16 protein-coding genes are annotated in these 22,405 nt (G+C 40.6%); 8 read left to right on the top strand and 8 right to left on the bottom strand.

Annotation, left to right across the window (positions count from 1 at the left end):
• Window positions 1-41 precede the first annotated feature (41 nt).
• The 3 genes from GVK91_RS16350 to GVK91_RS16340 all read left to right on the top strand — a co-directional run bounded on the left by GVK91_RS16350 (window position 42) and on the right by GVK91_RS16340 (window position 3,030).
• Window positions 42-311, top strand: coding sequence for a PqqD family protein (locus tag GVK91_RS16350; RefSeq protein ID WP_120335714.1), 270 nt, complete (start codon window positions 42-44; stop codon window positions 309-311).
• Window positions 308-1,936, top strand: a complete 1,629-nt coding sequence (locus tag GVK91_RS16345; RefSeq protein WP_159730157.1) for an ABC transporter ATP-binding protein — start codon at window positions 308-310, stop codon at window positions 1,934-1,936. The genes GVK91_RS16350 and GVK91_RS16345 overlap by 4 nt, the downstream gene beginning before the upstream one ends.
• Before the next feature lie 179 nt (window positions 1,937-2,115).
• Entirely contained in the window at window positions 2,116-3,030 is a 915-nt protein-coding gene (locus GVK91_RS16340) for a hypothetical protein (RefSeq protein WP_159730155.1), read from the top strand.
• 240 nt (window positions 3,031-3,270) lie between these two features.
• On the opposite strand, the gene GVK91_RS16335 is transcribed toward GVK91_RS16340, so the two are convergent.
• Together GVK91_RS16335 and GVK91_RS16330 are read right to left on the bottom strand one after the other, a co-directional pair.
• Window positions 3,271-4,770: a S41 family peptidase gene (locus tag GVK91_RS16335; protein WP_159730153.1), complete on the bottom strand. Its 1,500-nt coding sequence runs from the start codon at window positions 4,768-4,770 to the stop codon at window positions 3,271-3,273.
• A gap of 190 nt (window positions 4,771-4,960) precedes the next feature.
• On the bottom strand, window positions 4,961-6,241 hold the full coding sequence (locus tag GVK91_RS16330) for a replication-associated recombination protein A (RefSeq protein WP_159730151.1): 1,281 nt from the start codon (window positions 6,239-6,241) through the stop codon (window positions 4,961-4,963).
• Between the two features lie 314 nt (window positions 6,242-6,555).
• On the opposite strand from GVK91_RS16330, the gene GVK91_RS16325 reads away from it, so the two are divergent.
• From GVK91_RS16325 to GVK91_RS16315, 3 genes are all read left to right on the top strand, one after another.
• The gene (locus GVK91_RS16325) at window positions 6,556-7,659 is read left to right on the top strand and encodes a lipopolysaccharide assembly protein LapB (protein WP_159730149.1); all 1,104 of its coding nucleotides are present in this window, start codon (window positions 6,556-6,558) and stop codon (window positions 7,657-7,659) included.
• Between the two features lie 207 nt (window positions 7,660-7,866).
• Window positions 7,867-9,987: a carboxy terminal-processing peptidase gene (locus GVK91_RS16320; RefSeq protein WP_159730147.1), complete on the top strand. Its 2,121-nt coding sequence runs from the start codon at window positions 7,867-7,869 to the stop codon at window positions 9,985-9,987.
• Between the two features lie 335 nt (window positions 9,988-10,322).
• A complete protein-coding gene (locus GVK91_RS16315) occupies window positions 10,323-11,153 on the top strand; it encodes a universal stress protein (RefSeq protein WP_159730145.1) in 831 nt (276 codons plus the stop codon).
• 145 nt (window positions 11,154-11,298) lie between these two features.
• On the opposite strand, the gene GVK91_RS16310 is transcribed toward GVK91_RS16315, so the two are convergent.
• On the bottom strand, window positions 11,299-11,706 hold the full coding sequence (locus GVK91_RS16310) for a DoxX family protein (protein WP_159730142.1): 408 nt from the start codon (window positions 11,704-11,706) through the stop codon (window positions 11,299-11,301).
• Between the two features lie 223 nt (window positions 11,707-11,929).
• Here GVK91_RS16310 and GVK91_RS16305 point away from each other — a divergent pair, with 223 nt between their 5' ends.
• Window positions 11,930-12,760, top strand: a complete 831-nt coding sequence (locus tag GVK91_RS16305) for a universal stress protein (protein ID WP_153845362.1) — start codon at window positions 11,930-11,932, stop codon at window positions 12,758-12,760.
• A gap of 41 nt (window positions 12,761-12,801) precedes the next feature.
• On the opposite strand, the gene GVK91_RS16300 is transcribed toward GVK91_RS16305, so the two are convergent.
• Window positions 12,802-13,704 carry an LD-carboxypeptidase gene (locus GVK91_RS16300; protein ID WP_159730140.1) on the bottom strand — a complete coding sequence of 301 codons (903 nt, stop codon included), beginning with the start codon at window positions 13,702-13,704 and terminating at the stop codon, window positions 12,802-12,804.
• A 323-nt stretch (window positions 13,705-14,027) separates the two neighbouring features.
• Here GVK91_RS16300 and metG point away from each other — a divergent pair, with 323 nt between their 5' ends.
• On the top strand, window positions 14,028-16,097 hold the full coding sequence (gene metG / locus GVK91_RS16295) for a methionine--tRNA ligase (RefSeq protein WP_159730138.1): 2,070 nt from the start codon (window positions 14,028-14,030) through the stop codon (window positions 16,095-16,097).
• Window positions 16,098-16,174: 77 nt separating this feature from the next.
• Here metG and GVK91_RS16290 read toward each other — a convergent pair whose 3' ends face one another.
• The 4 genes from GVK91_RS16290 to pafA form a co-directional block, all read right to left on the bottom strand.
• Complete coding sequence (locus GVK91_RS16290) at window positions 16,175-16,969, bottom strand: GLPGLI family protein (protein WP_235032940.1); 795 nt, start codon at window positions 16,967-16,969, stop codon at window positions 16,175-16,177.
• Window positions 16,966-19,758: an outer membrane beta-barrel protein gene (locus GVK91_RS16285; RefSeq protein ID WP_159730120.1), complete on the bottom strand. Its 2,793-nt coding sequence runs from the start codon at window positions 19,756-19,758 to the stop codon at window positions 16,966-16,968. The genes GVK91_RS16290 and GVK91_RS16285 overlap by 4 nt, the downstream gene beginning before the upstream one ends.
• Before the next feature lie 218 nt (window positions 19,759-19,976).
• A complete protein-coding gene (locus tag GVK91_RS16280; protein WP_153845359.1) occupies window positions 19,977-20,417 on the bottom strand; it encodes an Rrf2 family transcriptional regulator in 441 nt (146 codons plus the stop codon).
• 293 nt (window positions 20,418-20,710) lie between these two features.
• On the bottom strand, window positions 20,711-22,354 hold the full coding sequence (pafA, locus tag GVK91_RS16275; protein WP_153845358.1) for an alkaline phosphatase PafA: 1,644 nt from the start codon (window positions 22,352-22,354) through the stop codon (window positions 20,711-20,713).
• Window positions 22,355-22,405: the final 51 nt, after the last annotated feature.

Below are 22,405 nucleotides of genomic sequence, written 5' to 3'. Positions count from 1 at the left end.
AAAGCAAATCAAGTTTAACTTGTTAAAGATATTTAAAGCTTATGAAATTAAGATCAGATTTAGTTTTGAGAACAATAGGTTCAGATCATTTGATCGTGGACCCCAGCCAGGATATGGTTGATCTATCAACAGTATATACCTTGAATAGCTCTGCAGCATGGTTGTGGGAACAACTCAAAGGAAAAGAATTCACGATTGACACTATCGTTGATTTACTTTGTGAAAATTATGACGTGGACATCGAACAGGCAAAATCCGATGCAGAAATTCTTCTTCAAGACTTCCAAAAACAGGGATTATTGGAAAAATGAATAACAATAGCCTGAAGCAACACCTGCGCTGGGCTTGGTCAATCACCCAGGGATACCGAAGCAAACTGTTCCTTTATTTCATACTGGAACTGATATGCATTGGCCTTTCCCTCGCTTTTGTCTTTTTATCCAAAAAGGCTGTCGACACGGCCACATCTCATGGGGATTTACCGCTGAAATGGCTGCTTATTGGCATCGTGGGAAGTATTGCCTTAAATGTGGGCATCAAGGGGTATTCTGGTCGCATGATGGAACAGATCAAATTGATGCTTACGCTCCAGCTCCAACGAACGATGCTCGACGCGCAAATGCTCTCCGTTTGGCAATTAGTCAAAAACTGGCATACTGGCGATATTCAGATCCGCATCCAGACGGACTGTGAGGAAGTCGCCAATACCATCGCCAATACATTCTTGTCTTTTATATTGACCACAATCCAGCTATTGGCCTCAGTCGGTTTTCTTTGGTATATGGACCCGATGCTGGCACTGATGATCCTGGCCATATCCCCACTTTTTGTGTTTTCAAAATTGTATTTCCGCAAGATGCGTAAGCTTAGCAAGGAAGTCAAGGAGGAGGAAAGCAACTTTTCAAAGGTGCTGCAGGAAAATCTTCGTTTTCGACTCCTCATTCGGGCGATGGGAATCTTCCCTAAAAGAAGAGAGAAACTCCTAGCGAGCCAGCATCAATTATTATTGTTGAAAATACGCCAGCTCAACTTCTCCACATACACTCAGGGAGCCATGAAAGTAGCCATGAATGCCGGTTATTTAATCGCTTTTATCTGGGGGATCTATCGATTACAGGCGGGGCAGATTTCATTCGGAACAATGACCGCTTTTCTACAATTGGTAGCACGGATTCAATCGCCAATCCTCGCACTGATTGCTTATATCCCAGGCTTTGTACGCTTCCGGGTATCTGCAGATCGCCTATTGGAATTGCAAGCTGGAGAAATCGAACCACAGGTAACACAACAGCGTCTCCATGAGACACAGGAGCTTCGGATCAGCGACCTCTCCTTCCGTTATGAAGATAAATGGGTGTTACAAAATTTAAATCTTTCCTTAAAGGTGGGTGAGCCCACCGCTATCATCGGACCGAGTGGAAAAGGAAAGACAACATTGATCCGCTTACTGCTGGCATTGCTAAAAGCTGAAAAAGGACAAATTAGGCTTTTAGATAAGGATGGTGAAAGAGAGTTAACGGCCAGCCATCGGATCAACCTCGCTTATATTCCGCAGGGAAATTCACTATTCAGCGGTACCATTCGTGAGAATTTACTCCTTCATGTCAAAGAAGAAGGGGCAATGGATATGCAAAAAGCACTTTGGCTTGCTTGTGCGGAATTTGTATTTGACCTACCCGACGGAATTGATACGGTCGTCGGTGAATCTGGCATTGGCCTATCAGAAGGGCAGGCACAACGCGTTGCTATTGCCCGCGCACTCATGCACGACGGTGATATATGGCTCTTCGATGAGGTTACTTCCGCATTGGATAAGACGACATCGGATACGTTAATTCATCGACTATTGGAACATGGAAAGCACAAAATCTGCTTGTTTGTAACACATGACCTCCACCTGGCCGAAAAATGCCAGCAACGTATTTATCTCGACTAATCCTAATTCGAGCAACATAGTGGATCAATAAGACGCATATCGGCACAATAGCCAAATGAAAAGAAGTAGCTGACAACAGCTATGAAATAAAAAGAAATGACCGGCAGATACTTAAGTCTGAATTTCTAACAAGTTTTTAAAAGACAAATCGGGCGAGCCCACGAAATAATTATTTAAACATGAATTTGACGACATCATCCGAATTATCCCAGACACGCTACCGCATCGCGGAATTAATACTGGAGTTTAATCATCCTGCAGATTATCCTATAGCCCAGCTTCTTCCTTCGTTTCGCGACTTCCAATGGCTAGACCCCACCGACAAAACAGACATTAGTATCACTGTCAGTGTAGCAAAAGCACCGATACCTGAGGATATGGGTATACTTCGGACAGACGAGTCCATTGCATGGGGAGATCGATTTCGTTTTTATGAAAAAGAGGATACTTTCATCACAACAATCAGCAACGAACAGGGCAATGGGATCTGGTACCTCCAAAGTGACCGCAACTTTGAACGTTCTTTACTTTATGTTCCTGCAAGCACAGCGGATGAACAGGGTGGCGTTATTACCTGGATGGCGATGATGATCTTTGGGCAAGCCAGCCTGCTGCATAACACCATCATGATCCATGCTTCTGTTGCAAACCACGCCGGCAGAGGTGTAGCATTTTTAGGCAAGAGCGGTACCGGTAAGAGTACACATAGCCGCCTTTGGTTAAAACATATCCCAAATACCTCTTTGCTCAACGACGATAATCCAGCTATTCGAATAACCGATGAAGGTGTATTAATTTATGGAACACCTTGGAGCGGCAAGACGCCGTGTTATAAAAATGAACAACTGCCCTTACAAGGATTCGTTCGCTTGCAACAGGCTCCTAAGAATGAGTTCGAATGGCAAACTGGACTTAAAGGCTTTATCGCTTTATTGCCGAGCTGTACTTCCATACGTTGGAACAAGGAATTATTTTCCAACATGAACACCATTTTGGAAAAAATCATCGCTCAGGTTCCCGTTGGCTACTTAAAATGTTTGCCAGATGCTGCCGCGGCAGAACTGTGCCATTCTTATCTTTTTTCGAACGAATAAAAGGGATCAGATTCGTACTTTGTTCGTACCTGCTTCGGATGCGCACAGACTTTGACCCGATATGCAACAGACCTTGACCAGATCCCGAACAGAAATTATCTGGTCAGCATCTGCACAAAGTTTCTACACGTATTGATCAGCCCCGAACGCTGTCCGAACACAAGGCGAATAAAGCTATAAAAAAATCCCCCAAAGGTCTTGATGACAGATGGGGGATTTTTTATTATCAATGTTTCTTGATTAACGTTTCTTGATCATGCCACGGTCTGGTCGTATATTAACCTCGCCTTGGTCAAGCGTGCGGTAGCCCTTTCGGCTTACTGCATTGATAGAAGCTTTGGTGGTAATACCCGGTGCAGCATCGTTCAATGCTGTCGCCAGCATGGTCTCCTTCTTATCGCCTACATCGACAAACACGTAATCTGTTATATTGCTTTTATCTGGAACCAACCCATCCCAATAGTCTGAAAAATTCGCAGAATTCTTCAGAAGAAAGGAAACTGGCCAGAAAGATACCTTCTTTTGGACAACCTGTTCAAAAAAGCCTACAGGTTTACCGTATGTACGCGCACCAGAGGCTATGATCTGCACTTGCAGATAGGGCTTGAGCACATTAATTAACATTTCCGCTGCCGATGCTGTACGATCACTCACCAGGAAATAAACTTTACTCAAGTTCAGATTGCTCTTGCCTTCAAACTTGGTATCCTGAAACATTTTATTGATGCTCGGTGTCGCTTTAATATAATCGTTCACCTCATAGGTTAGCATCAGCTTTCCTTTCGTAATAGCTCCCCCAATTTTATCGGCAACATAAGCGGAAGCGTCAACATAACCACCGCCATTGTAGCGTAAATCAACAATTAAACTTTTAACCTGCTGAGCCTGGAATTTATCAAAAGCTGCATCAATCTTTTGTTGATTGACATTATTATTCTCAATTTCCTCAAAAGATGATAAAGCGAGGTACCCAACATTATTTCCATTATACGTGTAGATCGAATCTTTATAGATCGGGTCAATGGTATAACCATTCGCGTATGTAAGATCTTTGGTCGTTGTTGTCCCGTCTTGATGTTTCACTTGAAGTTTAAGTGTACCAGCGTCCAAAGCAGCATTCAGCTTATTCATCATTTTGTCCCGAGCACTTGCATCATTAATCGAACAACCAGTCGTCGTACAGGTGACGGCGATAGAATAATCAGAATCACCGTTGACTGCCGTAATAAAATCGGAACGCTTAAAACCTGCCTTTTGGGCCGGAGATCCGCCTTCTACAAAATAAATAATGGGCTGTGCCGTTTTTTCATCTTCCGTGCCCAACTGAACATAGATGCCGTACCCATCGTTCGTATCCATCTTAAGCCTGCCAGAAGCGGTTGTTCCGGTGTTATATCCATCTAGCCCCAACATATAGGAAAATCGGTCAAAGACTCCATTTGGATAAGCCGTATGTGCTGGCGTCATCTTCTTCAGCGCATCGAGCACCAAATCTGCTGAGCCATATTTATCCGTGAATTGAGAAGGATCACTGGTATAATCAGGAATGGATTTATCCCAAAGTGAATATAACTTATAATACTTATAGATATCATCCTTGATCAGCTGCGCTTCGGTGCGCTCCACTGGTTCCGGCTCGGGCTCGGGTTTAGGATTATCCTTTTTGCAGGAAAAGACAAAAAGTCCAGTCAGTGCTATGGTGGCCAAACGTCCTGTTTGTTTTAAAGGCTCTAAGTTCATAGTTGAAACATTTGTAAAACAAACATAAATAATTTAAGTTGATCCGCAATAAAAAAAACACGCTAACTATGGAGAGTGCCAGCGTGTTTACTACCTATTGAAAAACGTTATGAGAACAAGCAAATCCATTAGATCGTTTTAACAAAAGTCAAAAATACTTTCTATGCTTAGTTTTTCAAGACATATTGATTTAATACTTATATTTCTCTTTCCATTTGTCCCTTAAACTCTGTCTCAATTTTTCCTCCTGCGAATTTTGCCCAGGCTCATACAATTTGACTCCACTGATTTCTTTGGGAAGAAATTCCTGAACGACAAAATTCCCTGGATAGGCATGTGAATATTTGTATTCGGCGCCATAATTTAAGTCCTTCATCAATTTAGTCGGCGCATTGCGGATATGCAGCGGTACAGACAGATCTCCAGTTTGTTTTACCAGGGCCTGTGCCTTATTGATTGCTTCATAGGAAGCGTTGCTTTTAACTGAAGTAGCCAAATAGATAACCGTTTGCGAAAGAATGATACGTGATTCGGGCCATCCAATGACATTGACTGCCTGAAAACAATTGTTTGCCAACAACAAGGCATTCGGATTGGCATTGCCAATATCTTCAGAAGCTAAAATCAACAACCTCCGTGCAATAAAGGATGGATCCTCCCCGCCTTCGATCATCCGTGCAAGCCAATATACTGCTGCATTCGGATCAGACCCGCGGATTGATTTAATAAAGGCCGAAATAATATCGTAATGCTGTTCACCCGCTTTATCATAAATGGCCATATTTTGCTGTACCTGCTTCAATACAAAAGCATTTGTAATTGGCTCTTTGTGCAATACAGCAGCATTCACAACCAACTCGAGAACATTCAACAATTTACGTGCATCGCCACCGGACAACCGCAACAAGGCCTCATATTCTTCTACAACAATAGCTTGTTTCTGTAAATATTCATCTTCATGTAATGCTTTTTGAATTAATCCAATCAGATCTTCTTCCGAAAGATGTTCCAATACATACACTTGGCAACGCGAGAGCAATGCGGAAATGACCTCGAACGATGGGTTTTCTGTTGTTGCACCAATCAGTGTCACAAGCCCGCGTTCAACAGCCCCTAAAAGTGAATCTTGCTGCGACTTGGAAAAACGGTGAATCTCATCAATAAATAAAATGGGTTGATCTTGGTTGAAGTTCATCAACCGTTCGGCTTTTTCGATGACTTCACGAATATCTTTCACCCCTGCCTGAATTGCACTTAATGAAAAGAACGGCCGATCCAGCTCTCTTGCGATCAGCAAGGCCAAACTTGTTTTTCCGACCCCGGGAGGTCCCCACAAAATCATGGATGGAATATTTTTTTGCTGGATCGCATGGTAGAGTACTGCATCTGGGCCCACAATATGTTGTTGTCCCACATAATCACTCAATTGCCGCGGTCTAAGTCGTTCTGCTAATGGAATTCGTGTCGCCATAACACAAAGTTAAAAATTAAACGGCACAGCGACTAAATATTTTAGCTTTATTCATCCAAACTCTTCTATTATGAGTTCTGCAAAGCGATAAGCATCAAGCTTTCACAAACATAGTTTTGAGGGTTATCATTCGCCGTTCGATATTACTTTAACATTTTTTCACACAATTTTTCGTCATATTTGCTCTATTATATATGTAAATTGCTTTTGGCAGAGCATAACCAAACGTACAGGTTTATCGAATCAAGTAGTAGATTGCTCAAATATGTCCTTTAGCTAAATTTATGTAGACGTTAATAATAACGTAATATTTTATGAGAATGACAAAATACTGGATTTCTATATTTACCGCTTTGGCTGCATTCATGAATATACCATGTCAGGTAATCGCACAGGATGCCGCCAAAGATTATACTGGCGCAATAAAACAATACGATGCTACCTTTAAAGGTATCGGTCCAGAGGTCTATTTTTTACCACCTCCAAAAACAGCCAATGAAATACTAGCAGAGCATTATGCCGACAAGAAGTCTTTCAGCAAAGAAATTGCCCGGCAGCTCCTGCTCCAGCGTCTATTATTGCAACTGCGGAGTACCAATAACTTGGGCCATTTTCAATATTTGATGAACCCCATGCCTACTGCGGCAAATAGCTGGGATAGTGCTATAGAGACGCAAACAAAAGCTGAAAACTGGATTGCTGGCTATGCGCTTGCCAATGAAGCAGCCTTATTTTCAATTAAAAATAACGATAGCAGCAATGCCTCAAAATTTTTATATCAGGCGCTTTCCTTGGCAAATCGTACCGATAACAGGGATGATATTGCTACAATTAATATGAACATCAGCAATTTCCAGCTGTATCGTGGAGACTTTGTACGTGCTGAAGAGAGCGCACAAAATTATCATACCTATGCCATGAAGAGCAAAAGCTATGCAGACCAAGCCAACGCCTGGCTTTTAATTGCTATGGCACGAGCCGGTCAGGGAAATTATAAAACTGCCGAGAATAATATTATCCGCAGTGCGATCCCTTTACTCAATAAGGCCAAAGCCTATGAGGGGAAGATTTTTGCATGGGAAATGCTTGCTGAAATTTATTTTAAGCAAAATAAATTTACCGAGGCTCAGTGGTTTCTGCTACAAGCCCGCGACTTGGCCAATGCAAAAAAACTGAGTAGCGAGCTCGCTGAAATCGAATACTTGCTGGCCTCCTCCAAGCAAAAAGATGGTAATTATAAGGTGGCGATCAAAGAATTTGTGCAGGCCGCTGAATTGGCTTCAGATGAAAATAACAAACAGCTCTCACTCGCTATATTGGATAAACTAGGCGAGGTCTATCTTGTGCTAAAAGATTATCCATCTGCTGATCAGACCTACAAAGCCTATACACAGTTAAAAAATGAATTGTACAATTGAAACATTTAAAACAATCTACCCCTTCTATTGGTCTGTTGAAAGAGCAGTCTACAAAGAGATTTTAAGCTTTTTGTAAATATTGAAGGATAAATCAAATAAATTTTTAGATTCTGCGATAATGTGCTACGAATTTCACTAAATTTAGCACGCTCATCAATAGGAGCTGAATATTTTTTAAAAAGAATGATTATTAAAACCGTCGAAAATATGTTTAGGAAACTCATATTTGCACTTTTTGTTGTATCCATTGTTTCTTGTGGTTCAAAACCACGAGTGGCGCTTCCTGATGATGGAGGGCTTAAACCAAGCACACAACATCAAATTATCGCTAAAGAAGTCTCGGGATTATTGGAAAATGCGAGCTACAAAAAGGTCAAAATGAATGATTCGATATCGGGTATCATATACGATAATCTAATCAAAACTTTGGATCAAGGAAAAAATTATTTGCTTCAAGCGGATATTGATGAATTTCAAGCGTACAGAAACAATCTTGCGCAGGATATCAAAAATGGAGATCTTTCTGCTGCATTCCATATTTTTAATGTCTATTCAAAGAGATACCTGGACAGAATGCAATATGCGCTTTCAGAAATCGATAAGAAACAGGATTATACGAAGGATGAGTATTACCAACCTAACCGTGAAAAATTAGGCTGGTTCAAAACAGCAGATGAAGCCAACGACCAATGGCGTAAACGCGTAAAATACGATCTGCTCAACTTAGAAACCGCGAGTGGTAAATCGACCGACAGCGCGAGGACCAAACAGGTGGAAACACTAAAAAAACGCTATATCAATTTGATCTCGCAGGCAAAGAAAACCAATGCCAACGATGCTTTTCAAGTGGTCATGCAAGCATTGACAGATGCTGTTGACCCACATACGTCTTATTTTAACCCATCATTTGCACAGGCCTTCAATGAAGGAATGGCCAATACGTTTGAAGGAATCGGAGCACGACTTGTCGTCGACAACGAGGCCGTAAGCATCTTCGAAATTATCCCTGGTGGACCAATATTCAAAGACAAGAGCATTCATGTCAATGATAAAATCATTGCTGTAGCCCAAGGAAAAGATGGTGAATTCGAAGACATTATTGGCTGGAGACTTGATGCAGCCGTAGCAAAAATCAAAGGTCCAAAAGGAACCATTGTTCGCCTGAAAATTATACCTGCTGGTCAGCCAATGAACTCTCATCCGCGCATTGTATCTTTAGTACGTGAGAAAATCGTCGTTGAAGAAGAGTCTGCGAAAAAAGAGATTATGAACGTCAAAGGTGCCGATGGAAAAACGTACAAAGTGGGTATCATCAATATTCCGAAGTTCTACATGGATTTTGAAGCTTACAGAAGACGCGATCCAAACTATAAGAGCACAACGAGAGACGTTAGGTTAATCTTAGACACCTTGAAACAAGAAAAAGTAGATGCTGTGGTTATCGATTTGCGATTCAATGGTGGCGGTTCCTTACCGGAAGCAATTGATTTAACAGGTTTATTTATCGATAAAGGTCCAGTTGTACAAGTAAGAGACACCAAAAATAACATCGATGTCGAAGAAGATAAAAACGCGGGTGTATCCTGGGATGGTCCATTGGGCATCATGATCAACCGCTTCTCGGCTTCGGCTTCTGAAATCTTTGCCGGTGCTATCCAGGATTATGGAAGAGGTATTATCTTAGGATCTCAAAGTTATGGTAAAGGAACAGTACAATCGGCAATCGACATGTCACGCGTTATCAGCCCGACCAGCCGCTTACTGTTAAAGGCCTCAGGTGAAAAAGATCCAGATACCCCAGAAGGTGCTCCTCAATATGGACAGATCAATATCACACTAGGTAAATTCTATCGTGTAAACGGTAGTAGTACACAACATAAAGGGGTTACACCAGATATCGTATTCCCTTCGCAGTTCTCCGCAGAGAAATTTGGCGAGAGCTCAGAAAAATCAGCGCTCCCTTGGGATCAAATCCAATCGAGCAACTTCAAAAAAGTAGCTGATCTAAGTGCTGTTGACAAAAAATTAGAAGCGATGCATGAGGCACGCATTAAAACCTCATTGGAATATAAGTATCTAAAAGAGGATATTGAAGAAGCTCAAAAAGATGAGGATGTTAAAATTCCATTGGAACTAAACAAATTCAAGAAAGAGAAAGATGACAACCTCAAGAAAAATAGAGACCGCATCAACGCCCTATTGAAATTGCAGGGTAAACCAGCATGGGAGGAAGGTAAATCCCAACCTAAAATCGATCTTGACTTTGTGAAAGATGAAAGTGCCAAAGTGATGACCGATTATATCATCAACTTTCAAGCAAAAAAATAGAACGTATTCTCTCTCTAAAAAAAGGCAACCGTAATCCCGGTTGCCTTTTTTTTTCTGAAAGTGTCTGATCTTATTGGCCAGAAAGAACCTTCAGTTCGCTTTCATCGCTGTTGGAGTCTTACGAAGCCATGAAGGTTTTATGACACTCATCACAATAGGAAGAGTTTAACATTAAATTCACGTTTTCTTTGTAACTTATCGCTACATTCATTGTTTTAGTAATATACCGGTACTGCTTGAAGTCCGAATGATTCCCATAGCTCATACGCTAAAGATTTTGCAGGACAGGATGCACCAACCAGGTTATAGAAGTTAAACGTATAAAAAAGAACATCATGAAACGGATCCTCCTGTTAACTGACTTTTCAGAAAATGCTCTTCTTGCAGCAAAACAAGTTGCGCTGTGCACAGAAGCCTGGAAAACTCAAAAGGTTATTATCTACCATACTTACAATAGTGTTACCATTGTCAATAACGAACCTATTGTCATTGTCAATGATGAGGTAAAAGAGACCAAAGAGAAAGAACTGACACAATGGTTTGACCAAATTAGATTATTGTTCCCTCCACAAGTGGAACTAACGCATCAGATGGAAGATGTTGATCTGCCATTGGGAGTCAATGACATGTGTAAATCGCACGACATTGACCTTGTCGCATTGGGTATCACCGGACAAACAGGTTTTGCTAAGATCTTGGTCGGAAGTAATGCCATTACACTGATGGACATCTGCAATAAGCCCATGCTTATCGTTTCCCATAAGGTAAATCCTGCAGTCCCCAAAAATGTGTTGGCTACAACCGACCTGAAAGAGGTAGACAGAAAGCTGGATTTATTCAATTTAGATCAGGTTTTAGATACTTTCAATGCACAATTGTATGTTTTGAATGTTGCTAAAAAAGAAGGTTCAGCCGCAGATTTGGCACAGGAATTAAAGCATCTCCATGAACGCCTGGACAAATATCATCCGATTTATGACTACATCAGCCATGATGATATTGCACTAGGTATTGAAGAATATGCCAAAGAGAAACATATTGATCTCATACTTTCATTCCATAAAAAGCAAGGACTATTAGCGAGCCTATTCAAAACAAGCATTTCTAAGAAAATAGCCTGGAATGGCGCTGCCAACTTACTGGTTATTCCCATGGATAGATCCTAGAAATCTGTGCTTTGTAAATATCAACAACGATGGACTCGTTGTCCAACAGAAACAAATTATACGACAAAACGCCGCAATTTAGAATACATTGCGGCGTTTTTGTCGTATAATTCTTCCTCTGGGAAATCTCTTACCGGGGAGTCTCTTATTTCTTGTCAACCGAATGTTTACCCGGCCCAATAAGGATAAGTCCTAAAAACACAAAGCAAAGCTCAATCGCATGTGATGCACCAGAGATACCATCTCCTTTAGAAAGATGCATTAATCCAGCGATAACCATCGTAAATGCAAGCAATAATGCCGCTGGTCGGAAAAAGAGCCCCAGCAATAAAAATAGGCCCCCAACAGTTTCGGTCGCAGCTGCCATAAACCCCCAAAAGGTAGGCATAAAATGAATACCAATATTACCCATAGATTTTCCTACACCTGCCCAGAGCTCAGGACCGCCCTGTAATTTGGGCAGACCGTGCATGATCATCATCACCCCAAGTCCAACACGCACGACCAAAAGTCCCGTATCCCTATATTTACCCAATGAATTCCAAATTGCCATAAAAAACGTTTAATTTATTAAAACTTGAATTACCGATCTCCCTAAATTAATGAAATTATTTAAATTGAACAGCTCACAGCACTCACCATAATAAATAAAGCTATTGCATTTATAATACTTAATGCGTAATTTGATGACTATAGACCCGATTATAATGCTTGGAACGGCTAAGACAGCGTAAAAAACCTTAGCTGCGGATTATGGATCAACAAATAACTAAAGGATGAAAAACCTACTCTTGTTAACAGACTTTTCGGACAATGCCTATGCTGCTGCTCGATATGCCGCACAATTAGCTCCACTTTGGGGCATTGAAAAAGTTGTCCTATACCACACATACGAAGTAATCCCTACCGTAGGTACTGAACCTGTTGTCATCAGCAATTCAGAAATCTTGGAAGAAAAACAAAAAGATCTCAATACCTGGCAACAGGAACTGATGTTGCTTTTCCCTGAGGGCATTGCCTGGAAATCAGTTCTTGAGGAATATGAACTTAGCTATGGTGTAAACCGTACCTGTGCTGAGGAGGACATTGACCTTGTTATCGTCGGAACTGCAGGTAAAAGCGGCTTAAAGAAACTGCTTCTTGGAAGCAATACCCTCAAGCTGATCGAAAATTGTCACACACCATTACTGGTGGTCCCCGCACGAGCAGAATTTCGGGTACCCAAAAAGATGTTGATCGCCACCAATCTAAAAGAGGTAAAACTAAAATTAAACCGTCTCCTGGTTAATGCTTCTGAAGTATTACGTAAAAGTGAGGTCTATGTCGTCCATGTGACCAAAGAAGATCCGGCAAATAAAGCCGTTAATGCAGAAATAACAGCCATGCAGGATTTACTGGCACCTTACCACCCAATCTATAGCTATATCCTCAATGCAGACATTGCTTCAGGAATCAACCAATACATCAACGAAAATCATATCGACATGATGGTCACTTTCCATCGGGACAAGGGCTTATTAAGTCGAATTTTCAATACGAGTATAGCGCAAAAGATGGCCTGGAAGAGTCAGGCTGCCATGATGGTCATCCCTGTACATTCGGGATAATCAACCAATAAATAAAACAATGAGATTCTGTTCAGCTTCCCCTACAAATAGGTTAACTGAACAGAATTTACTGTTGTATTCAAGGCTACTTTTCGCCCAAATACCAGGGCGTGATTATCATCAATATGCCCGGCAGGGTAGCCAAATGCTACCGGAAAATCATATTCTTTAACTATATCCCACACAATTTCCTCTACACGCTGCCCAAAAGCAGGATCATTGTCTTTCATAGCAGAAAAGCCACCTACAATTAGACCATTCAAGTTTTTTAATTTCCCCGCGCGCTTCAATGCCCTTAGCATTCTGTCTACGGAGTAATAGGCTTCACCTACATCCTCTATAAATAAAACTTTATTTTTGTAATTGACATCCGAATTAGAAGCAAGTACAGATAGTAAGATTGCTAAATTTCCACCGACCAATTTTCCTTCGCCTTTACCCCCACGATTGGGAAATAACGTTTGCTCGTAGGCAAAATCCATATTATGGCCAAACAATGCATTTTTTAAAGTTTCCAACGATGCTTTTGTGCCTGTTTCAAAAGACTTTGGCATCTGTCCATGTATTGTTGCAATTTTATAGTTCCGTTGAATATGACTATGCAATACGGTAATATCGCTAAAACCCACCAACCATTTGGGATCTTTTTCAAAGCTTGAAAAATCTATCTGATCGACAATACGAACACAACCGTAACCTCCGCGCGCGGCAAAAACCGCTTTAATCGACGGATCATCCAGTGCCCACTGCAGATCGGCAGCGCGTAAATTGTCATCTCCGGCAAACTGATGGAACGATGTCCCAACAGTCTTCCCAACCACAACTTCCAGCCCCCAGTTCTCCAATGTTTTTATGCCAACATCAATAGAGCCTCGTATAAAACTCGCAGGACAAACGATAGCTACTTTATCGCCTTCTTTCAGAAAATCAGGTATTTTGGACATCTTTTTTATCGCTAATGATCAAACATAAGGACCTCTCCATAGTAGAGTCCAGTTATAAATTTACTTGATATATTGTGCTTATATGTACAAATAAACGTAAATTTATCTAAGTTTTCTACCGCTATTTTGAATAATATTTCTACGATAACAAGCTGTTAAATGGAAGCGCATTTTAATCAAGTTGAAACAATCGTAGAAATGAGCCAAAACAAGAATTCAAGAATAAATTGTTCGATATGACACGCATTTATATTGCATATAAACAGCAATTTATCTAAGTTTGCCAAAGAAAACAAGTACACACTTTAATATACTTTCAAGCATTGAGTATTCTAGATAAAAAACGTTATACCATCACATCGGCATTACCTTATGCCAATGGTCCTTTACATATTGGACACCTTGCTGGAGCTTATATCCCAGGGGATATCTTTGTCCGCTATTTGCGTCTGAATCAAAAAGATGTAGTCTATGTATGTGGTTCAGATGAGCATGGTGCGGCGATTACCATCCGTGCAAAAAAAGAGGGCATCACCCCACAACAAATCATTGACAAATACAATAAACAAATCAAAGAAAGCTTTGAGGAGTTTGGTATCTCTTTCGATATATATCACCGTACATCGGAGCCCATACATCACCAGTTATCGCAGGATTTCTTCTTGAACCTTTACAACAAAGGTGAATTTGTCGAGAAATTTTCGGAGCAGTACTACGATGAGGAATACCATCAGTTTTTGGCCGACCGCTACATTACGGGAACTTGTCCAAATTGTAAGTCCGAAGGCGCTTATGGTGACCAATGTGAAAAATGTGGGACATCACTTAGCCCAACAGATTTGATCAACCCAATTTCAACATTGAGCGGAAAAACGCCAGTTTTGAAAGAAACGAAACATTGGTACCTACCTTTGGATAAATACCAGCCTTGGCTTGAAAAATGGCTGATCGAAGGAAAGAAAAATATCCTTAAATCCAACGTTTTTGGCCAATGTCAATCTTGGCTTAAATCCGGTTTACAGCCGCGTTCAATGACAAGAGATCTGGATTGGGGCGTTGATGTACCTTTGGCTGAAGCAGAGGGTAAAAAACTATATGTTTGGTTAGATGCACCTATCGGTTATATCTCAGCAACAAAACAGTGGGCTTTAGACCATGGTAAAAACTGGGAAGACTATTGGAAAACCCATGAAAACCCAGCAGACGATTCTACGCTGATCCATTTTATTGGAAAAGATAATATTGTTTTCCACTGTATTATTTTCCCGGCGATTCTTCATGCACACGGCGACTATATTTTACCAGAAAATATTCCAGCCAACGAATTTCTTAACCTGGAGGGCGATAAGCTGTCCACGTCTAGAAACCATGCGGTTTGGTTACATGAATACCTACAGGAATTTCCTGATAAGCAGGATGAATTGCGTTATGTATTGACATCCATATTACCGGAAACTTCGGATGCAGAATTTACATGGAAAGATTTCCAAGCTAGGATCAACAATGAGCTCGTTGCTATTTTTGGAAACTTTGTCAACCGTGTCTTGGTACTTTCCCACAAATATTTTGATGGCAAGGTATTGAACGGCTCGCCACTAACAGCTGTAGATCAAGCGGTACTGGATGAACTAAAATCATACCCTACTTCTATCAAATCGTCTTTGGAGCAATTCCGCTTCCGTGAGGCATTGGCAGAATTTATGAATGTAGCTCGTCTGGGCAACAAATATCTTGCCGATGAGGAACCATGGAAAATCATTAAAACAGATGAGGAACGTGTAAAAACAATCCTAAATGTAGCGGCTCAAATCGTTGCCAATCTTGCCGTTCTTGCACAACCGTTTTTACCAAAAACAGCTATCAAATTATTTGAAATGCTTAATTTTCCACAAGGGAACTGGAACGACGCAGGTTCGGATGCATTGATCCAAGCTGGACACCAATTGGGTGAAGTGCAATTGTTATTCGATAAAATAACCGATGAACAAGTCGACTTCCAGTTAAACAAACTTGCTGAAGCAAAAGCGAAAAACTTAGCCGATAATGCCAAGGTTACTCCTGCAAAAGAAAATATTAGCTTCGATGATTTTGTTAAAATGGATATCCGTGTCGGAACCATTGCCGCTGCTGAAAAAGTTGCCAAAACCAAGAAGTTGTTAAAATTGACGATAGACACCGGCTTAGATACACGCACTGTCGTTTCGGGTATCGCAGAGTTCTTCAGTCCTGAGGAGATCGTAGGCCGCCAGGTATCCATCTTAGTCAATCTTGAGCCTCGTGAAATAAAAGGAATTATGTCACAGGGAATGATCCTTATGGCCGAAGACGCTGATGGTCGATTGGATTTTGTCAAACCCGATACAACAATTAAAGTCGGAAGTACGGTACGTTAATATAAGACCTACCTCCTTTTATACAAAAAGCCTGTTCATACGAACAGGCTTTTTTATCATCTCGACCGCCTACCCCCCTAAAAGAGTATACTCTGCAAACGCTTCTTAAACGCCTTCTCATCCATATAATCATAGACGGTATCTTTCAGTTTTTTTATGATCTCTGCCCTGGATTCCGCAACAACTTTTTTCTTCTTGGTCAGCACGTTGGAAAATGCGGTATTGGTAATCTCCACCTTTGTGGCAAACATATTTACATTCATACTTGGGATGGATATCCCCATCACTAAGCCCGGGAGTCCGTGTATAAGTTCAGGACCACCGGAGATAGGGATTTGCCCCGCAAAAAAGGCAACCACATAGACCGAATCTTGAATAATTCCGTTGGCTCTTCTGCAGTCATATCCCGCAATATTCCGGTATTCATCGGTATACTTCCATTTTACAGTAGGCAATGAATCTTTAAGCAAGAGCTGATCATCTCCAAAGGGGAGCAATTTTAAGAATTGCTGATTCTGGAAATTAATGTATGTTTTTGAATCCGGGAGAATAGAATTATAGTGAGTCACATTACGATAATTTGCGGGATAATCTTCCTGCACCGTTTCAAACAGGGTTTCATTATCGTAAAATTTCAGGATATGATGGGTCACAACCTCCGTAGGACCATTTTTCACGGCATTGTCGACCATCAGCTTATCCCAGGTATCCAAGTCTGGCTTGCTCAGATAATTCCGTTTTAAGAAATTCTGCACATGAAACTTCCGTTCATAAGTCACCGTTCCGCTGCTCGGAAAATACGCGTGTTGTGCATGGGCTACTCCTGAGCTCAACAATAATACCCAGACCATCAACTTTATATACTTACTCATTTGGCATCTCCTTTCATTGTTGTAAAATTGTAGATTACTTTTAGCATTCCATAACGACGCAGTACATCGTTGCTGGTCTGGATAAATGACGTTCCGTTTTGATAACGATATACGCCGTTATTTTTATTTAGGATATCATTGACAAATACCTGCGCTTCCAAAGACTTATCTTTCAAGAATTTCTTAGAAATATATCCATTCATATTGATAATATTAATGGACTGTAATGTCTTTGTCGCAGCTTGATAATTTTGATCTGTAGACAACGAAACTTTAAAATCTTTTGGCAAATAATAAGTGAACTGCGAATAAGAACGGAATTTAAACGTTGTACGGTTCAATTCGGGTTGTAAAAAAGAGCTCATTTGCTCGACGCCAGGCATCAACGAGATGTAAAAGTCCATCTTATTTGCTTTATATCTATTAAAGCCTATTTCTGGTGTTATACTCTTTGTCTGATTTCTATTGAGCTTTGGTTCTTCGTTATACGATGATAAATAACTAAATTGGCTATTATACTGACCGTTGACACCGATATTCATTTTCAATCCCCATTTCTTTTGTAGCACAAAACTGTAAGATCCACTACCATAAATACGCCAATTATCCTTATCAATATTAACATAGGAAATTTGTTGTGTACCCTCGTCCAGGTTATAGCGTACATTGGTATTGATATTCTTCTTACCCTGATCTGCGCTCGCATAAAAATAGAATCCCTGGTCTTTCAACTGCTTATAACTATTGTAATTAATCGAATAGGAGTTGTTAAACCCTGCTTTCAGATTTGGATTATCCAAATATTCCACAAGCGGCTGTGCGTTTTGCTTTAAAGGCTCGATCTGTGTCAACGAAGGTTGTGCCGTACGTCCACTATAACGAAATCCAATGTTTTTACTCTTCGAAAGTTTATAGTTCACCGAGACGTTCGGGTTGATAGAAGTCTGATTGCGCTGCAATGTTGTATTGAGGTTGTTATACGTTCTCTTTACATCCTCAAAATCAACTCTATTGCTTAAATTGACAGTTAAACTACTGGTTTTATAATTCAGCGAGGTGTTAATACCATTTTTCAAACTGGAAAAATCGAAATCATTTAATAGATTTTGATCCAGGACAGTGTATTTACCTGTAGCAGGATCTTTATCGAATGACTGATTAAGTGTTTCCGAGTTGTTACTATTAAAAGAATACCCTACTGCAGCTGTCAATCTTTTGGAAAGGGGCTCCGAGTACGTCACAGAAGCGGCATAAGCATTATTTGTAAGTTTATCATTCTTAAATTGATCAATTACAGTCTTATTTCCCGAACTTTCAAAGTAGTTCTCAGAAAAATATTGCGTTTTAGAACTATTTTTATCCGTATTGGCACTGACATTAAAAGTAACAGATCTACGCTCCTTTTTAAAACGACGGGTTAGCATCGCATTCACATTGAACTTATCCTGATCACTATTTAGATCCGTGTTTGAATTAGTTTCTGTAATCAGTGTTCCGTCCAGTTTACGTTGGTCGGCTTTGGAGTCTGATTTACTATCGCGATTGGACTTGGTATATCCCATATTGACCGTCAAATCGGATAGTGAATCTAACTTTAAATCATACCTTAAATTTGCAATATTTGCCTGCGTTTCGGTTTCTGATGACGTCACATTATTATCTACCTGTGCACGTTCAGGAAGGTTATTCTGCGCGTTGTATGTACTTGTATTGTTGACATTGATCTGATTCCGCTTAAAGTTTGCATTGATCTTATGCTTATCATCTTTGGATTTGTCGGAATAACTTGCTCCCATGTTTATGGCCTTAGGCACTCCACCACCGTAATATTTACCGTCCCATCCCCCATCAGAACCATCACCGCCACCAGAAATCATAATACCACCACCGTCCATCATCTGTACATTGCTACTTCCGCCCACACCATATTTTTGGCTATCTTCAAATCCTAGTCCGACCATTCCATCATTGGCCAGAATACCATAAGCAGCAATTTTCTGCGATCCCTTAAACTTATTGAGCATGACTTTTCCGCCATAATATTTATCTGTACCAGCTCCCGCAACAGCTTGGCCGAACATTCCTTTTTTCTTATCTTCTTTAAGCTTAATATCAATTGTCTGCGTTCGTTCACCATCATCTACCCCTGTACGTACGGCAAGATCTGATTTCTTCTCATAGACCTGTACCTTGCTGACCATATCTGACCGAATATTCTTGGTGATCAGGGTTGGATCATCCCCAAAAAACTCTTCCCCATCAAGCAATACTTTTTTTACTTCCTTACCTTGAGCGATGATCTTGCCTGATCCATCCATCGTAATACCCGGCAATACCTTCAACAGATCCTCTACTTTAGCATCCTTCTCTACTTTAAAACTACCGGCATCGTATTCGATGGTGTCGCCTTTAATAACTACAGGAATTTTACCATTCACCTGAACCTCCTCCAATAGTAGAGCTGCTTTGGATAGCTTTACAATACCAATATCTAAATCTTCGGCAGCCACATGGATATCCTTTACCAAGTCAGCATACTGCGGATAGGAAACCACCATTTTATAGGTACCTGTGTCGAGATTAGCAATTTGGAATGTTCCATTTTCCTTCGTCCGACCGAATTTAACCAAAATCGAATCTTTGGGACTGAGCAGCGCGATTGAAGCCTGATGTAGTTTTGCAAGATCTTTGATATCGGCCACCGATCCCACAAGTTTATGTTGTGCATAGGACTTGGAACTCAGGACTGAAAATAAAAGAAACAAAACTAGGGAATAGGTTAGTTTCATAAAATTTCGTTTATATATTGTCGAGGTAAATATATAAATGTTGCTACGGAAAATTCGTAAAATAATGTTAAATAATTATGTAATTAATAAATGAAACTTGAACCGCTCAAATAAAACACGATAATTCACGCTATATCAATAATTTAATCTCATAAAAAAAAGAGGCGTAACTTATTTGTTACGCCCCAGTATAAATAGAAAAATATATTTTATTTCCTTTAATCTACATTTAGGTTCAATTCTTTTTCCTTATTGATTAAATGGGCAATACTTGTATCATTTAAAATCTGCAACATGGCATTTCTTACCTCAACAAAGGTATCGCGTATGCCACAGGCATGTTCTTGAGTACACTCATCACATGATCTGTAGAAGTTTAAGCTCACGCAGGGTAACAAAGCGATAGGTCCATCAATCAGGCGCATAACCTGCGATAAGAAAACATCTTCGGGAGCCTTATTGAGGCTATAACCACCTCCAGCGCCTTTTTTGCTATAGAGAATTCCGGCATTTCGCATTTCAAGCAGAATTTGTTCCAAGAATTTTTTTGGAATATTCTCCTCCTGTGCAATCTTCACGATTTGCATAGGCTCATTGCCGTAGTTACGACCAAGCACCATAAGTGCCTTTATTGCATATTTTGTCTTTTTGGAAAGCATAATTTGTTAACCCCCTGTTGAATTGCAAATTTACGTTTTTTATTCAATAGAATAAAACCGCCCTAATTTCACGTATGTATCATCTGTATGGGCGCAAACTGTAGTTCACATCTTGCCCACACTGCAGTCTATAATGCGTCGAAGATATGCTATTGCTATCCATGATCACCTACGATAAACTAACTATTTGTTTATCTAAAAAATAACCTTCGGATTTAGTTTATCCATAAGGATTCTACTACTCCGAAGGTTGTCTGTGTTGTTAAAACTTAATGAGCGTACGCTCTGATCTCTTATTGTCCCAATACCGCCGTGATCGGTTTTCCGATACTGCCATTAGGCTCGGTAATGTGTAAGAGCGACGAAATTGTCGGTGCGATATCGACAATATGCACCTCTGTATTAGATACTCCGGGTTTAATTCCCCAGCCCATAAATACCAAAGGAATATGGGAATCATAACCAGACCAGGTACCGTGTGTCGTACCGGTCGAACGAGGCGTACCGTCGTACCATTGTGGCTCACAAACGATCTGGATTGAACCGCTACGCTTAAAATTGTAGCCATTGATCATTTTTTCACGGATAGGCGCCGGAATCATCAGACTTTCCCCCTTTTCCATATCAGCAACATAAGCGACGCCTTCTGTATGGCGAAGCTCACGAATGATGGTCTCTTTGATTTTATCACGATCCAAGTTCAAAGAATCAATCAATTGATTATTTAAGTGCACCTGGTAGTTCATCATACTTTTAACAAGCTTCTCTTGTCCAAATTTCTCTTTAAGGGTTTTGTTAAGTCCTGTGATAATCTGACGGGAGTAGAAATAACCGCCATTTCCTTTCATATCCATAAAGAACCGAGAGTTATAAGAAGCGCCATGATCTGCTGTCAGGAAGAACGTGTAGTTACCCTTGCCCACCGTCTTATCCAGGTAGTTGAAGAAATCGGCAAGCTGTTTATCGAGCTGCAGATAGATATCTTCAATCTCCACTGCTGTCAATGAGTAACGGTGCCCCACATAATCTGTTGCGGAAAGACTCACACAAAGGAAGTCGGTATTTTTAGTTGGGTTATTTCCCATCTGCTCATTTTTGATTGCTTCCATAGCTAGATCCAACGTAAACTGATTTCCCATTGGTGTGGTTTTGATCAGCTCATAGCCTTCGTCTTTCATTAGCTTGGAAGTCGCACGCGGCAAAGTCGGCTTTTCTTCTCCAGGGTACTTACCTTCGTAGATGTTATCATCTGCAATACTGTTGGCAGCATAGGTGCTGATATCATACATTGGTTTCCAGTCGCCTTTCAGGTATTTCTCGGCCAATTTTTTCTTGTTGAAGTCCACCACCCATTTTGGCAGTTTATCCATGTAGAAATTAGAGGTAATCCAATCACCTGATTTTGCTTCAAACCAATACGCTGCATCGGCAAAATGTCCCGCCGGCAGAATACCGCCACGGTCTTTGATTGCAATACCGATCACTTTGGATTTAAAGTTAGAAGCGAGCTTCAATTGGTCCGTTACGGTCGATGCAAGCAAATTGCGTGGAGACTGCTGCCCTTCCTTGGCTGTAGTACCTACACCAATGACATTGTCGTCCTGCGTACAGTACATATTCTTGCCCGTCTGTTCCTCGATCCAGTCATTGCCTGCAATACCATGTATGGAGGGAACCGAACCTGTATATACCGAACTGTGCCCAATGGCTGTGTATGTCGGAATATAATTAATCAATGTATTTTCACAGGAGAATCCTTCTTTCAAAAGTCGTTTGAAACCATCATTTCCATATCGATCTGCAAAACGATATAAATAATCCCAACGCATTTGATCCACCATCAGGCCGACAACCAATTTTGGTCTTTCCGGTTGTTGCGCCATGGACGAAAGCGCCGCTATTCCAAGGACGACACTTAAAAAAAATCTTTTAATCATAATCGTATTAAGTATTGAAATATTAGTTTTTTATTTACTGCATAGTATTCT

Source organism: Sphingobacterium sp. 18053 (assembly GCF_902706145.1).
GTDB lineage: Bacteria > Bacteroidota > Bacteroidia > Sphingobacteriales > Sphingobacteriaceae > Sphingobacterium > Sphingobacterium paramultivorum.
Note: the sequence above shows the minus strand (reverse complement) of the source record. Positions and strands in the feature narration are given on the sequence as shown.

Coding starts and splice junctions, on each gene's coding strand:
- GVK91_RS16350 (WP_120335714.1), top strand. CDS start 42: ATGAAATTAAGATCAGATTTAGTTTTGAGAACAATAGGTTCAGATCAT.
- GVK91_RS16345 (WP_159730157.1), top strand. CDS start 308: ATGAATAACAATAGCCTGAAGCAACACCTGCGCTGGGCTTGGTCAATC.
- GVK91_RS16340 (WP_159730155.1), top strand. CDS start 2,116: ATGAATTTGACGACATCATCCGAATTATCCCAGACACGCTACCGCATC.
- GVK91_RS16335 (WP_159730153.1), bottom strand. CDS start 4,770: ATGAACTTAGAGCCTTTAAAACAAACAGGACGTTTGGCCACCATAGCA.
- GVK91_RS16330 (WP_159730151.1), bottom strand. CDS start 6,241: ATGGCGACACGAATTCCATTAGCAGAACGACTTAGACCGCGGCAATTG.
- GVK91_RS16325 (WP_159730149.1), top strand. CDS start 6,556: ATGAGAATGACAAAATACTGGATTTCTATATTTACCGCTTTGGCTGCA.
- GVK91_RS16320 (WP_159730147.1), top strand. CDS start 7,867: ATGTTTAGGAAACTCATATTTGCACTTTTTGTTGTATCCATTGTTTCT.
- GVK91_RS16315 (WP_159730145.1), top strand. CDS start 10,323: ATGAAACGGATCCTCCTGTTAACTGACTTTTCAGAAAATGCTCTTCTT.
- GVK91_RS16310 (WP_159730142.1), bottom strand. CDS start 11,706: ATGGCAATTTGGAATTCATTGGGTAAATATAGGGATACGGGACTTTTG.
- GVK91_RS16305 (WP_153845362.1), top strand. CDS start 11,930: ATGAAAAACCTACTCTTGTTAACAGACTTTTCGGACAATGCCTATGCT.
- GVK91_RS16300 (WP_159730140.1), bottom strand. CDS start 13,704: ATGTCCAAAATACCTGATTTTCTGAAAGAAGGCGATAAAGTAGCTATC.
- GVK91_RS16290 (WP_235032940.1), bottom strand. CDS start 16,969: ATGAGTAAGTATATAAAGTTGATGGTCTGGGTATTATTGTTGAGCTCA.
- GVK91_RS16285 (WP_159730120.1), bottom strand. CDS start 19,758: ATGAAACTAACCTATTCCCTAGTTTTGTTTCTTTTATTTTCAGTCCTG.
- GVK91_RS16280 (WP_153845359.1), bottom strand. CDS start 20,417: ATGCTTTCCAAAAAGACAAAATATGCAATAAAGGCACTTATGGTGCTT.
- pafA (WP_153845358.1), bottom strand. CDS start 22,354: ATGATTAAAAGATTTTTTTTAAGTGTCGTCCTTGGAATAGCGGCGCTT.